Below are 13,972 nucleotides of genomic sequence, written 5' to 3' on the forward strand. Positions count from 1 at the left end.
TGATATATCCTGAAAATCGCTGATATAATTTTATTCACATACAAGAGAATAGAATCGCAACTATACGTTGTCACGCACTTGACTTTTATTCCCTGTAATTTATAATTAAAAACGGAATGAATTTTCATTCCTGAAAATAGAGGTGGAAAAAATGGCTAAAAACAAACAAGAGGATATTTTTGATGCTGCGATGCAACTTTTTGCAGAGCGTGGTTACGATGGTACGACAATTCCAATGATCGCTGAAAAGGCAAAAGTCGGTGCGGGTACTATTTATCGCTATTTTGAAAATAAAGAGGCACTTGTTAACTCATTATTTTCAAAAAGTATGTTAGAGCTTTCTGAAATAATAAAAACGGATTTTCCTGTTGAAGCAAATATTCGTGAACAGTTTAGTCATACGTACAACCGTTTATTTGAATTTGCGAGAAACAATGTAGATGCTTTTTTATTTACAAATTCTCACTGTGATAGTTATTTTCTTGATGAACAGAGTAAGAAAATATTTGATGATTTTATAGGCTTCTTTATGAATATTATTGAAGATGGAATCGCAAAAGGTTTTCTTCGTCCATTGCCTCCAGTTGCTTTAATTATTATTGTATATCAACCGCTAGAAAAATTAACGAAAGTAATTGCAACAGGGCAATTAGAATACTCGAAAGAGTTAGTAAAAGAATTAGAAGAAAGCTCTTGGAACGCTATTAGAATCATTTGATTCTATAGCTTTATAAGTACAGGAATGAATATTCATTCCTAAATAGATTAAAAAAATGAGAGCAGGAAAGGATATTTGTGTAACTAAGGGAATGAACATTCATTCCGGAAAGACTAGTTTAATAGAATTTACAAAATAACGTAATAGAATAATAGGAATGAACGTTCATTCCGTTACTAACGTGAAACTTTCAAAATGGGAGATGATTCAAATGAGCAAGTTAAAAAGTTGGAGAAGTTTATCTTTTCTATTATGGATAGTTATTACTATTACAATGGTCGTAACGATGCCTAATATGGATAAATTAGTGAAAGAAAAAGGGAAAATTACAATCCCTAATACAAAGCAAAGCAGTATTGCTGACAAGATGATGAAAGAGATGGATAAAGAAGGGGTTGAAAAGTATGAAATTATAGCTGTTTTTAATAGTGGCAATAAGGCAGCTTTAATAGATGAACAAAAAAAGGAAATAACAAAAACAATCAACGCCCTGCAAAATGAAAAAGAGCAATTAGGAATTAAGGAAGTTGTTTCACATTTAGACAATAAAGACTTGGAGAAACAATTAGTTTCTAAAGATAATACGACTATTTTAACGCAAATATCGATAGATAAAAAACATGGTGAAATATCAAAAGTTTCAAATAATCTTCATGAAAAAGTGCAAACGAAAGGGGTAAAAACGTATTTAACAGGAAGTGACTTAATAGCGGGTGATTTTCTTAAATCCTCTCAAGAGGGAGTGAAAAAGACAGAAGTTATTTCAATCATTTTCATTCTTGTAGTATTAATCCTCGTATTCCGTTCACCAGTTGTTCCAATTGTTTCTCTTCTTACAGTTGGTATATCGTATTTAGTTTCAATGGGGATTATTGCCCAGCTTGTAGATCAATTTAATTTTCCATTCTCAAACTTTACACAAGTGTTCGTAGTCGTCGTCCTGTTTGGGGTAGGAACAGATTATAACATTTTATTATATACGAGGTTTAAAGAAGAATTAAGTAAACAAGAAAATGCATTTTTAGCTACAAAAGAAACATTTAAATCAGCAGGTAAAACTGTATTATATAGCGGAATAGCGGTGCTAATTGGTTTTGCATCACTTGCTTTAGCAAGTTTTAAATTATATCAATCTACTTCAGCGGTAGCAATTGGTGTTTTAGTATTATTACTCGTATTAACGACTTTAAATCCATTTTTCATGGTGCTTTTAGGAAAAGGAATGTTTTATCCAGTTAAAACATTTAAAGGTCATGAGGATAGTCGCTTATGGGGATTCTTTGCGAAAAACTCAGTAGCAAGGCCATTTGTCGCTTTAATCATCGTATTCGTAATATCGATTCCTTTCGTATTAAAATACTCTAATACACTTAATTACAATGATTTATTTGAAGTGGATAATAAGTATGAATCCAAGATGGGTATTAACGTAATAGAGGATCATTTTCCGCCTGGTTTCTCTTCACCGAGTACATTAGTCATTCAATCTGATAAAAAGCTGGATGAAGGAACTTCTCTACAAATTGTAGACGAATTAACTGATAAAATTTCGAAAGTTAAAGGTGTGTCAGAAGTATATGCACCAACACGTCCAACTGGTGAGAAGATAAAAGAATTATATTTAAATAAGCAAGCGGGAGAATTGAATACAGGATTAGGAGATGCCGATGGTGGCATAAAGGAAATTAATGATGGATTAACAGATGCGAAAAATAAAATGGGAAGTAATGATTCAAATAGTCTTGCGAATGTTCAAAAATTAATTGATGGAACGAACGAGGCGAAAAACGGGGTATCAGCATTAGGAACAGCTTTACATCAATTATCAAATGGCATAAACGACGGTGCACAAGGAGCACAGCAAATTGAGAGTGGTTTAGCTTCAGTAAACGAAAATATAAATGTTCTATCTAATGCAACGTCGCAGCTGCATGCTGGTTATGCACAGTTAGAAAAAGGTTTAAACTCTTACGATCAATACTTCGGAAGTATTTCTCAAGCGATTGATGGTGCGAAAAAGGGATATGAACAAATTGAAATGTTAATGACCAATTTCGTTCAAACGAAACCAGAATTAGCGAATGATCCAAACATACAACAAACGATAGGAATTGCTAAAGAGGCTCAAAAGAAATTAAGCGTACTTTCAAATGAATTAAATCAATTAGCAACGCAGCACAAAACGGCGATGAGTTCATTTAAAGAAGCGAATCAATCGTTACTGAAAGTGGATAACGGCTTAAAAGAAATGAGCAATGGAGTTAATAAGTTACAAAAGGGAGCAGCCGATCTTAAAAATGGATTAAATGAAGGTTCTTCAGGTTCAAAACAAATTGCAAATAAATCAGTTGAGTTACAATCTGGATTAACGAAAATAAACGATGGGCAAGGACAACTTTTAACGGGCCTTAAAGACCTGCAAGAAAAGATGGGGCAATTACAATCCGGTTTATCTAAAAGTACAGAAGGGCTTGGAAAAGTAAGTAATGGCCTGCATGACGCACAAAAATATTTAGGGGAGCTCAATGAATCGAAGAGCTCTGAGAAGTTTTATATTCCAAAAGAAGTGCTAGAGGGAGAGGATTTCCAAAAAGCATTGAACACGTACATGTCACAGGATAGAAAAATTGCTAAAATGACTATCATTTTAGATGTAAATCCGTATTCAAAAGAAGCGATGCCAATTATTCAAGAAATCAATAAAACAATCGATGGCACTGTAAAGGGAACGGAATTACATGATGCGAAAACAGCAATTGGCGGAACAACAGCTAGAAACGTTGATTTAAAAGAAGTAACAGGGCAAGATTTCTTACGTACAGCTACAATTATGTTAATTGGAATTGCGATTGTATTAATCGTAATTACACGCTCATTACTAAACACAATATTTATTATTGGCTCATTACTATTAGCGTACTTCGCATCACTCGGTATAAGCGAACAAATTAGTGCACATGTATTACATGTAGATTCATTAAGCTGGAATGTTCCATTCTTTAGCTTCATTATGATTGTCGCTTTAGGAGTGGATTATAGTATTTTCGTAATGATGCGCTATAACGAGATAGAAGGGGATTCGGTAACGAAAATTGTAACTGCATCTCGTCATATAGGAGGAGTTGTATTATCAGCGGCGCTAATTTTAGGCGGGACATTTGCAGCATTAATTCCATCAGGTGTATTAACACTTATACAAGTTGCATCAGTAGTTGGCGTTGCACTTCTTCTATTAGCTTTAATTGTGATGCCGATATTATTACCGGCGTTAATAGGGTTAACGAGTAAAATGAAGAGTTACAAAGAGAAAATAATAAATACGAAATAAGAAGAGACTGTAGGGAATGATTTCTCTACAGTTTTTTCGGTATATAATATTTCAGATGAAAATGAATCCGATATATTACAGAATGAGCAGTGAAAGGTTATATGAGAAAGAGGTCGATGATACACATACAATAGCTAGGGGAATGGACAAAAACTATCCGATTTCATTGTAGAAAGGTAATCAACCGTTGCTATTCATCCAGCTTCTACTATATAATAGCTATAGTCTACAATAATTGAGTCGTAATATGCGATTTTTTAAGACAATCGGTGAGAAAACGCTGAAATAAGCGGTATTAGTAGGAGGACACAAATGATTACAGTAAGTAACGTTAGTTTGCGTTTCGCGGATCGCAAATTATTTGAAGATGTTAACATAAAATTCACGCCAGGTAACTGCTACGGTTTAATCGGAGCAAACGGTGCTGGTAAATCTACATTCCTAAAGATTTTATCTGGAGAAATTGAACCATCAACAGGTGACATACATATTACGCCAGGTGAGCGTCTAGCAGTATTAAAACAGAACCACTTCGAATATGAAGAGTTCCCAGTATTAGAAACAGTAATTATGGGTCACACGCAACTTTACAAAGTAATGCAAGAGAAAAATGCTATTTACATGAAAGAAGACTTTAGTGATGAAGATGGAATGCGCGCTGCTGAACTTGAAGGTGAGTTCGCTGAGCTTAACGGTTGGGAAGCTGAGTCAGAAGCTGCAATTCTTCTTAAAGGTTTAGGTATTGGTGAAGACCTTCATGATAAGAAATTGTCAGAATTAACTGGGGCAGAGAAAGTAAAAGTATTACTTGCTCAAGCTTTATTCGGTCAACCTGACATTCTATTATTAGATGAGCCTACCAACCACTTGGACTTAAAAGCGATTCAATGGTTAGAAAACTTCTTAATGAACTTTGAAAACACAGTTATCGTAGTATCCCATGACCGTCACTTCTTAAATAAAGTATGTACGCACATGGCTGACCTTGATTTCGGTAAAATTCAACTTTATGTTGGTAACTATGACTTCTGGTATGAGTCAAGCCAATTAGCTTTAAAATTAACACAAGATGCTAATAAGAAAAAAGAAGAGAAAGTAAAAGAGTTACAAAACTTCATTGCACGCTTTAGTTCAAACGCTTCTAAAGCGAAACAAGCAACTTCTCGTAAAAAATTATTAGACAAAATTACATTAGATGATATTAGACCGTCATCACGTCGTTACCCATTCGTTGGCTTCACACCTGAGCGTGAAGTAGGAAATGACTTATTAACTGTTGAAGGTCTGTCTAAAACAATTGATGGTGAAAAAGTGTTAGATAATGTGTACTTCACTTTAAATAAAGGTGATAAAGTTGCATTTATCGGCCGTAACGATATTGCGATGACAACATTATTTAAAATTCTTATGGGTGAAATGGAGCCGGATAGCGGTTCATTCAAATGGGGTGTTACAACCTCTCAATCTTACTTCCCAAGAGATAACTCTAAGTACTTTGAGAACAGTGATTACAACTTAGTTGAATGGTTACGTCAATTCTCTCCACAAGATGAGTCTGAAAGCTTCTTACGTGGTTTCTTAGGCCGTATGTTATTCTCAGGTGAAGAAGTTAAGAAGAACGTTTCTGTATTATCTGGAGGCGAAAAAGTTCGTTGTATGTTATCTAAAATGATGTTAAGTGGTGCGAACGTAATCACACTTGACGATCCAACGAACCACTTAGACCTTGAGTCAATCACAGCATTAAACAACGGTTTAATTGCATTCAAAGGTACAATCTTATTCACATCTCATGACCATCAGTTCGTGCAAACAATTGCAAACCGCATTATCGAAGTAACACCAAACGGTGTAATCGATAAAGAGGCTACTTATGATGAGTTCTTAGAAAATGAGGAACTTCAAAAACAAGTAGATGCAATGTACAAAGGTCAATAATATATAATGAAAAACTCGCTCTTTTTAGAGCGAGTTTTTTTGTCGAGAAAACGTAACATCGCTGGTCGGTCAAATGAATAATTATTCAAATATAATATTAATGAACAGGAGAATTTTTTCATGTATGAAGGGATGTAATGACTTTAAGATTTAAAGAGTTAGTTGAAGAAGGGAAATGTAAGTGGAGTAATATAATCAAATCGTATTATTTTGTCATGTGAAATATGTACCAAATTTGGAGATAGAATAGTTTGCGAATGAGTTTATAAAGGTATATAGTATGGGGTGTCATAATTAGTGGATGAATCTTGGGAGAAAACAGGAAATGTTACAAATTTATTTTGTTAAATAGAAACCAAGGTCAAAATGTCTAGAAAGAAATAGTTGAATAAATACTAGCTTCAAATTATAATTACTAATATTCTTCATATAGTTAAATAAAGATAATCTATTTGAAGAAGAAAATTTGAATAGAGAGACAGACTTATAAAAAATAAGCCTTGGATGATCAAAAGAGGTGGAGAAATGAAACAGTTCTTATTAAAGAGCAAAAGTGTGTTAAGCAATCATTTTGGATTCTTTCTGTTTGCCGTTATTTTATTGTGGCTCAAAACATATGCAGCTTATGTAACGGAATTCAATTTAGGAATTTCAAACACAATTCAAAAATTCTTGCTGTTTTTTAACCCGCTTAGTTCAGCAGTTCTATTTTTAGGACTTGCATTATTTGCAAAAGGGAAACGATCTTATATTTGGTTAATTATCATTAATTTGTTATTGTCGATTCTTTTATACGCAAACGTAGTATACTATCGCTTTTTCAGTGACTTTATTACGTTCCCGACATTAACACAAACGAATAACTTTGGAGATTTAGGTGGTAGTATTCTTGCGTTGCTACATCTTTATGATCCATTATACTTCTTAGACACGATTATATTAATTGTGTTAGTCGCAACAAAATTTGCAAATCCAAAACCAATTCGTGTTGCGAAGCATAAATTATCTCTAGTATTTGTAGCAGGTATTTTATTATTCAGTGTTAACTTAGGTCTTGCAGAGTCTGACCGTCCTGAATTATTAACAAGAACGTTTGACCGTAATTATATTGTGAAATATTTAGGTGCATACAACTACACAATTTATGATGGAATTCAAAGTGCGAAAGCATCGACAGAACGAGCATTAGCTGATGGCGATAATATGACAGAAGTACGAAATTATTTAACATCAACTTATGCAAGTCCAAACCCTGAGTATTTCGGTAAAGGAAAGGGAATGAACGTAATTTACATTCATTTAGAGTCATTCCAAAACTTCTTAATTGATTACAAATTAAATGGTCAAGAAGTTACACCGTTCTTAAACTCATTTACAAAAGATGCGAATACACTTTATTTTGATAACTTCTTCCATCAAACAGGACAAGGGAAAACATCTGATGCGGAGTTTATGTTAGAGAATTCAATGTTTGGTTTACCGCAAGGTTCTGTCTTTACAACGAAATCTCATAATACGTATCAATCAGCACCAGCTATTTTAGGACAACAAGGATACACATCAGCAGTATTCCACGGTAACTACAAAACATTCTGGAACCGTGACGATATTTATAAATCATTTGGTTTTAATAAATTCTTTGATGCGTCATACTACGATATGAATGAAAAAGATGTAGTAAACTACGGATTAAAAGATAAACCGTTCTTTAATGAATCTATTCCGTTATTACAAACGTTGAAACAACCGTTCTATACGAAGTTTATTACGTTATCGAACCATTTCCCTTATCCAATCGATAAGGCAGAAGCAACGATTGAACCAGCAACAACAGGTGATTCATCAGTAGATACGTACTTCCAAACAGCACGCTATTTAGATGAATCTGTAAAAGGCTTCATCGATTACTTGAAACAATCTGGTTTATATGATAACTCAATTATTGTTATGTACGGAGACCATTACGGTATTTCAGATAATCATAACGCAGCAATGTCAAAAGTAATGGGTAAAGAAATGAACTCATTTGAAAATGCACAGTTACAACGTGTACCATTAATCGTTCGTGTACCAGGAGTGAAAGGTGGCGTACAACATCAATACGGTGGTGAAATTGACGTTCTCCCAACGCTATTACACTTACTAGGTACAGATACAAAAAACTATGTTCAATTCGGTTCTGATTTATTATCACCAGATCATAAACAAGTCGTTGCGTTCCGTAACGGTAACTACGTAAGCCCAACAGTTACTGCACTAAACGGCAAATACTATGATACAACTACTGGAAAACCTGTAGAATTTACAGATGAAATAAAGAAAAATGAACAAATGGTTCAAAACTCACTAAAATACTCTGACCAAGTCGTAAATGGTGACTTATTACGATTCTACACACCGGAAGGATTCACTCCAGTAGATCGTTCGAAGTATAACTATAACAACCGCGATAAAAACAAAACGAAGGTAAAAACGACTCCGGAAGGGGAAGCTAAATAAATAATAAAAGGCGCTATTCATATGAATAGCGCCTTTTATTTGTAAATATACCATCATTATGAGACAGAACCAGCTGTTGCTTTTTGTTTTGCCTTTCCGAAGAAAACTACACCGACGATGATAATAATGATAAATGCCCATTTAACGAAAGGGTTACTTTCGAAAAATCCAGCGAACCATTTCTCATCTACAATCATTTTCGCGGCAGTATAAGCTAAAACGGCTGCTCCGATCGTAATAATGACAGGAAAACGATCCACCCATTTTAAAATCAATGTACTGCCCCATACGACTACTGGAATAGACACTAATAATCCGATGATTACTAAAGAAAAGTTACCATGGGCAGCTCCTGCAACAGCTAGTACATTATCAATGCCCATTAACGCATCAGCAATAATAATGGTTTTAATAGCAGACCAAAATCCTTCTTCGGCTTTAATATCATGATTTTTGCCCTCAGCGATCAGCTTGTAAGCGATCCAAATAAGAAGTACACCACCAATTAGGAGTAATCCAGGTATTTTTAATAACCAAACGACAACTAAGGTAGCGAGAGCTCTAATAGCGATTGCTCCAATGGTTCCCCAAATGATAACTTTCTTTTGTTGGTCTTTCGGTAATCTTCTTGCTGCTAACCCAATTACGATGGCGTTATCTCCGGCTAACACTAAATCGATGACAATAATGGCAAGCAAGGCAGACAAATATTCAGATGAAAGAAAATCCATATACATATCACTCCTTAAGAGTAATATGTGCTAAAGTGTTGATAATATAAAAAAGGATTGAAATTGTATATTCAATCCTTTTTTGACTGTATTCTGACATGTATGCTTTTATTTTGAATAAGTCGCTTTTGTAGTTTTTTACTTATCGCGTTTCTTTTTTTAATTGATTCCAAGCTTCTTCAGTTTGCACTATAAATACGATTATATAACATCTACTTATTTAAACTAGGTTAAAGATAGCATGTGATATTTCAAAGTTAAATTTATCCCACAGTAACGGGCAGTAGGACCCCACCTCAAAATTCAGCGAAAGCGAAGAAGTTAGGTGGGGGATCAACTGCCCGTAAAAGCCCGATTGGTGAGGGCTGATAATCAGTGGGGGATGAACAAAACCCCCACTGATTAAAGTTTCACTTTATTGGATAAAAGGGAAGGGACGTATAATATTGATATGGTGCAAGCGTGTATAGGTTTTCTCTATAAGGAAATTCTAAAAACGATAAAAAAGACTTGATAACCTACTAGAGGGAATCAAGTCTTTTTATTACATACGATTATCATGCCAGAAGTTTAATGGGAAGTGTTCGTTCTCATTATATGCTTCTAATTCATATCCTTTTTCTTTCAGTCCTTTAATAATTCCAGGAACTGCTTTTACTGATTGTGGATGAATATCATGCATAAGGATAACTTCTGTTGGATTTGTAGCACCATGTAACACGTTTTCTACAATTTTAGCAGATGCAGCATCAACTTGCATTTTGTTATATTTCCAGTCTAAAGAATCAATTGTCCAATCCCAAACTTTTAAGCCATTTTCTACAACTTTGTTGCGAAGAGCTTCGTTTAATCCTGGCATAGAGCCGTAAGATGGACGAGTTAATACTGGTGATTTACCTAAAACACCAGCGATTAAGCCTTGGTCTTCCTTCATTTCATCTACGTAATGACCTTCAGTGTAAAGTTTCTTGTAGTTATGAGTCATACTGTGCATCCCAACGTAGTGGCCTTCAGCATCTTCGCGTTTTACAAGATCAGGGAAAGCTTTTACGTTTGAACCAATTAGGAAGAATGTTGCTTTTGCATTTTCTTTCTTTAACATATCTAAAAGCTCAGCTGTGTATTTTCCAGGACCGTCATCAAATGTTAAATAAGCGACTTTTCTAACTTGCCCGTTATAATGTTTTGGAGCTTCTTTCGGAGCAAGAGATGTTTGAATCTCACTTACAAGTTGAACAGATTTTGCTTCATCCTCTGTACTAGCTAGAGCAGTATGTACTGATCCAAAAGCTACTTCGTATGTGAATAATACCCCCGCACAAACTAACATAGCCCTTTTTACTAAAGTTGTCATTCGAATTCCATTGTGCATAATTTTCCTTCTCTCTATAAAAGTTCTACTCTACTATATTAGCAATTATAGGTAGGGAAATGCAAAAAAACTTTTTTACAAGTGTAAAAAAGTTTACTCAAAAGTATGCAAGATTTTATATCAATTGCAGTTTTGAAAAATAGGATGAATTTAAACTTTATTATTTAAACTTTCAATCACCAAATCATACTTTCGTATCACTTCGTTTTCGTTCCAATTATTGATTCGAATATTTTTGATTTTTATTAAAATATTGGTAAAGAAACAATTACATGAAAAAAGGAGTGGGAATATGAATAATTATATTTGCACTACATGTGGAGTATAGTATCCCGAAAATGAAGAAGCACCTTCTCGCTGTAAAATTTGTAATGAGGAAAGACAGTATGTTAATCCAATTGGGCAGTCATGGATAACATTAGAAAAAATGCAAAATAGCAATTTATACTAAAGTCCTATTGTTTATTAACTAATAGTTCTTTCAACTTAGGAAGCTTACCCTAATGAGGGATGTTAAAGGGAATATAGTAATAAAGCTTTGGAAAATAAAAAGGAGGAGATTTGCATGAAGAATTGGGTTCAATTTAGAATTGCAAGACCAACAGATAAATTTGAAAAAGTGATAAGTTTTTATGAAACAGGATTAGGATTAAAACGTATAGGGGAATTTCACAATCATGAAGGATATGACGGGGTTATGTTTGGTTTACCAGATGAAGAGTATCATTTGGAGTTTACTACACATGTTAATGGAAGTCCATGTCCGGCACCGACAAAAGATAATTTACTAGTTTTTTATATGTCTAATAAAGATGAAATTGAAAAGATAGTAAATCGATTACGTAATATGGGTTATCATGAGGTGGAACCAGAAAACCCATATTGGATAGAGAAAGGAACCACAATAGAGGATCCAGACGGTTGGAGAATTGTGCTTATGAATGCATCTGAATGAAACTATTTTCATATGAAATAGAGTGTAACAAAATGATTTAGACATAAATCCCTACAGTGTTTGTAGGGATTTTTATATAAGAAAATCTTATTGAGAGAGTTATTAAAATGTAGAAAGATTTTGGCTAAGAATAAATGTAATAAACATAATTTATGAAGGAGGTATAAAAGTATGATAGTAAACCATTTTAAAGAGTTTTCTAAACATGTTGGAAATACACATCTCATTAAAAGTTCTTTCGTAGTTTATATCTTATTCTACGGAAAATTGATACCATCAAAAAACTGTATGTTTAACATGTATAGTTTTTTGATGGTATAGCTGTGCAATGTTTAAAAATTTCACATACCGTATTTTAAAAATAAATATAGGAAAACCAAAAAGTAATGTAGAATATATCGTACATACATATATACAGTCAACATAAAAGATAAAGAGGTGGGTATATGTTACTTGAGGAAGTAATGCGGCAACTAGAGGAATATGGAACAGAACAAAATCGAAAAACGTATAAAAACCACGGAGCGAAAGAGCCGTTATTTGGAGTTAGTTTTGCGAATTTAAAATTGTTAAAAAAGAAGATAAAAAAAGATCACGATTTAGCAGTTGAATTGTGGGAAACGAAAAATATGGACGCAATGACATTAGCAACTTATATTTTAGACCCGAAAAAAATAACGACAGAACAGCTTAATAGTTGGATTCAGGATGTTGATTATTACTGTTTAATGGATGTTCTTATGACATCTATATGTACTTCGCCAATTGCAATAGAAAGAATGGAAGAGTGGACAAAGTCTAATGATGAATGGATTGGAAGAGCTGGCTGGTCTTTATTAGCAAATATAGCGATTAAAAATAAAACGTTACATGATGATTTCTTCTCTCCGTACTTAGAAGAGATTAAAGAAAATATACATAATGAAAAAAATAGAAAAAAAGAAGCGATGAATAGTGCTTTAATCGCAATAGGAATTCGTAATGAAGACTTAGAGCGACAAGCGATTGAAATTGCAAGTGAAATTGGAAAAATAGAGGTTGATCATGGTGCAACATCATGTAAAACACCAGATGCAGAAAGCTATATAAAAAAAGCGAGAGAAAGAGCTGAAAAAAAGAAAGTGAAATAAGAAAAGAGGATCGGTTATGAAACCAATTGAAGCAGCACAAAACATAATTACATTACAATTTCCGAATTGTGATGTAGCTTTACTCGGCGGAAGCGTTGCACGAGGAGAAGCGACGAAAACATCTGACCTTGACATTGTAATAGTCGATCAAAGTTTAACTTCTTGCTATAGAGAATCTTTCTATAGTAATGGATGGCCTGTTGAGGTGTTTGTTCATAATTTCGAAACATATAAAACCTTTTTCAAAATGGATTGTGATCGAGGGAGACCGTCGTTACCACAATTAGTTTCAGAAGGGATTGCCTTAAAAGGGGAACAGGAAATTGTTGAGAAATTAAAAAAAGAAGCGAATGATTTACTACATAAAGGACCGGCTAAATGGACCGAAGAAACGATTAAGCAGAAGCGATATTTTATTACGGATACTTTAGATGACTTTATTGGTGCAACAAAAAGAGAAGAAGAATTGTTTATCGCTAATTTATTAGCCGATTTAGTACATGAATATGTATTAAGAGTAAATGGTAAGTGGCTTGGGAGTTCAAAATGGTTTATTAGAGTGCTAAAAAGATATGATGAGCAATATGCAAACAAATTTGTAGCCGCTTTTGATCATTTTTATAAAACGGGAGGGAAAAATGAATTAATTCATTTTATAGAAAAGACGTTAGAACAGTATGGTGGAAGAGTGTTCGAAGGATTTTCTATTGGTAAATAAAGAGAGGAGAAAAAAATGAATGTACCATATGTTCAATTAAGAGAATTGACACTAGATGATGTAGAAGATCGCTATCAATGGTCATTAGATAGAGATGTAACAAAGCATTTAGTTGTACCAGATCAATATCCTCCGTTCACTCGTGGAGATACGAGAAACTGGATTGAAGCTTGTATAAGCCGAAAAAATGGTTATGAACAAAGGGCAATCGTTACTGAGACAGGTATACATATTGGATGGGTAGACCTTAAAAATTTTGATAAAACAAATAAAAATGCTGAACTAGGAATTGCGATTGGAAATAAAGACTATTGGGGTAAAGGATTTGGAATGGCAGCTCTAAACAGCATGTTACAAATAGGTTTTTCTCAGTTTGAATTGGAGAAAATTTGGTTACGTGTAGATGAAGATAATACAAAAGCTAAAAAGAGTTATGAAAGTGCCGGATTTGTATGCGAAGGGTTAATGAGAAATGATCGATTGAGACAGGGAAAGTTCATTCATCGCTATCGTTACAGTATATTAAAAGAAGAGTATGAATCAAAAAATAATAACCTATAAAAATATTATGTAAATTAAAAAG

At 33.8% G+C, this 13,972-nt stretch carries 9 protein-coding genes and 1 pseudogene; 8 read left to right on the top strand and 2 right to left on the bottom strand.

The window, feature by feature from the left end:
• Nucleotides 1–151: 151 nt before the first annotated feature.
• From ACTFP3_RS19720 to ACTFP3_RS19735, 4 genes are all read left to right on the top strand, one after another.
• Nucleotides 152–718: a TetR/AcrR family transcriptional regulator gene (locus ACTFP3_RS19720; RefSeq protein ID WP_001107299.1), complete on the top strand. Its 567-nt coding sequence runs from the start codon at nucleotides 152–154 to the stop codon at nucleotides 716–718.
• Between the two features lie 211 nt (nucleotides 719–929).
• Nucleotides 930–4,046 carry an MMPL family transporter gene (locus ACTFP3_RS19725; RefSeq protein WP_440011039.1) on the top strand — a complete coding sequence of 1,039 codons (3,117 nt, stop codon included), beginning with the start codon at nucleotides 930–932 and terminating at the stop codon, nucleotides 4,044–4,046.
• Between the two features lie 312 nt (nucleotides 4,047–4,358).
• Nucleotides 4,359–5,984 carry an ABC-F family ATP-binding cassette domain-containing protein gene (locus ACTFP3_RS19730; protein ID WP_000633864.1) on the top strand — a complete coding sequence of 542 codons (1,626 nt, stop codon included), beginning with the start codon at nucleotides 4,359–4,361 and terminating at the stop codon, nucleotides 5,982–5,984.
• Between the two features lie 525 nt (nucleotides 5,985–6,509).
• On the top strand, nucleotides 6,510–8,483 hold the full coding sequence (locus tag ACTFP3_RS19735; protein WP_000808770.1) for an LTA synthase family protein: 1,974 nt from the start codon (nucleotides 6,510–6,512) through the stop codon (nucleotides 8,481–8,483).
• Nucleotides 8,484–8,539: 56 nt separating this feature from the next.
• Here ACTFP3_RS19735 and ACTFP3_RS19740 read toward each other — a convergent pair whose 3' ends face one another.
• Nucleotides 8,540–9,214 (bottom strand): TerC family protein, encoded by a 675-nt coding sequence (locus ACTFP3_RS19740; RefSeq protein ID WP_000346955.1) that lies wholly within the window; start codon nucleotides 9,212–9,214, stop codon nucleotides 8,540–8,542.
• Nucleotides 9,215–9,758: 544 nt separating this feature from the next.
• Nucleotides 9,759–10,586, bottom strand: a complete 828-nt coding sequence (locus ACTFP3_RS19745; RefSeq protein ID WP_000551452.1) for a peptidoglycan-N-acetylglucosamine deacetylase — start codon at nucleotides 10,584–10,586, stop codon at nucleotides 9,759–9,761.
• Nucleotides 10,587–11,151: 565 nt separating this feature from the next.
• Here ACTFP3_RS19745 and ACTFP3_RS19750 point away from each other — a divergent pair.
• From ACTFP3_RS19750 to ACTFP3_RS19765, 4 genes and pseudogenes are all read left to right on the top strand, one after another.
• A complete protein-coding gene (locus ACTFP3_RS19750) occupies nucleotides 11,152–11,541 on the top strand; it encodes a VOC family protein (protein ID WP_440011041.1) in 390 nt (129 codons plus the stop codon).
• A 446-nt stretch (nucleotides 11,542–11,987) separates the two neighbouring features.
• Entirely contained in the window at nucleotides 11,988–12,671 is a 684-nt protein-coding gene (locus ACTFP3_RS19755) for a DNA alkylation repair protein (RefSeq protein ID WP_000923471.1), read from the top strand.
• Between the two features lie 16 nt (nucleotides 12,672–12,687).
• A pseudogene (locus tag ACTFP3_RS19760) lies at nucleotides 12,688–13,448 on the top strand (nucleotidyltransferase domain-containing protein).
• Nucleotides 13,405–13,950 (top strand): GNAT family N-acetyltransferase, encoded by a 546-nt coding sequence (locus tag ACTFP3_RS19765; protein ID WP_001102498.1) that lies wholly within the window; start codon nucleotides 13,405–13,407, stop codon nucleotides 13,948–13,950. Before ACTFP3_RS19760 ends, ACTFP3_RS19765 begins: the two are co-directional and overlap by 44 nt.
• Nucleotides 13,951–13,972 lie beyond the last annotated feature (22 nt).

The organism is Bacillus cereus group sp. MYBK5-2, from assembly GCF_051915685.1.
GTDB lineage: Bacteria > Bacillota > Bacilli > Bacillales > Bacillaceae_G > Bacillus_A > Bacillus_A cereus.

Excerpts from the sequence above, each read along its gene's own strand:
- ACTFP3_RS19720 (WP_001107299.1), top strand. The coding sequence starts at position 152 with ATGGCTAAAAACAAACAAGAGGATATTTTTGATGCTGCGATGCAACTT.
- ACTFP3_RS19725 (WP_440011039.1), top strand. The coding sequence starts at position 930 with ATGAGCAAGTTAAAAAGTTGGAGAAGTTTATCTTTTCTATTATGGATA.
- ACTFP3_RS19730 (WP_000633864.1), top strand. The coding sequence starts at position 4,359 with ATGATTACAGTAAGTAACGTTAGTTTGCGTTTCGCGGATCGCAAATTA.
- ACTFP3_RS19735 (WP_000808770.1), top strand. The coding sequence starts at position 6,510 with ATGAAACAGTTCTTATTAAAGAGCAAAAGTGTGTTAAGCAATCATTTT.
- ACTFP3_RS19740 (WP_000346955.1), bottom strand. The coding sequence starts at position 9,214 with ATGGATTTTCTTTCATCTGAATATTTGTCTGCCTTGCTTGCCATTATT.
- ACTFP3_RS19745 (WP_000551452.1), bottom strand. The coding sequence starts at position 10,586 with ATGCACAATGGAATTCGAATGACAACTTTAGTAAAAAGGGCTATGTTA.
- ACTFP3_RS19750 (WP_440011041.1), top strand. The coding sequence starts at position 11,152 with ATGAAGAATTGGGTTCAATTTAGAATTGCAAGACCAACAGATAAATTT.
- ACTFP3_RS19755 (WP_000923471.1), top strand. The coding sequence starts at position 11,988 with ATGTTACTTGAGGAAGTAATGCGGCAACTAGAGGAATATGGAACAGAA.
- ACTFP3_RS19765 (WP_001102498.1), top strand. The coding sequence starts at position 13,405 with ATGAATGTACCATATGTTCAATTAAGAGAATTGACACTAGATGATGTA.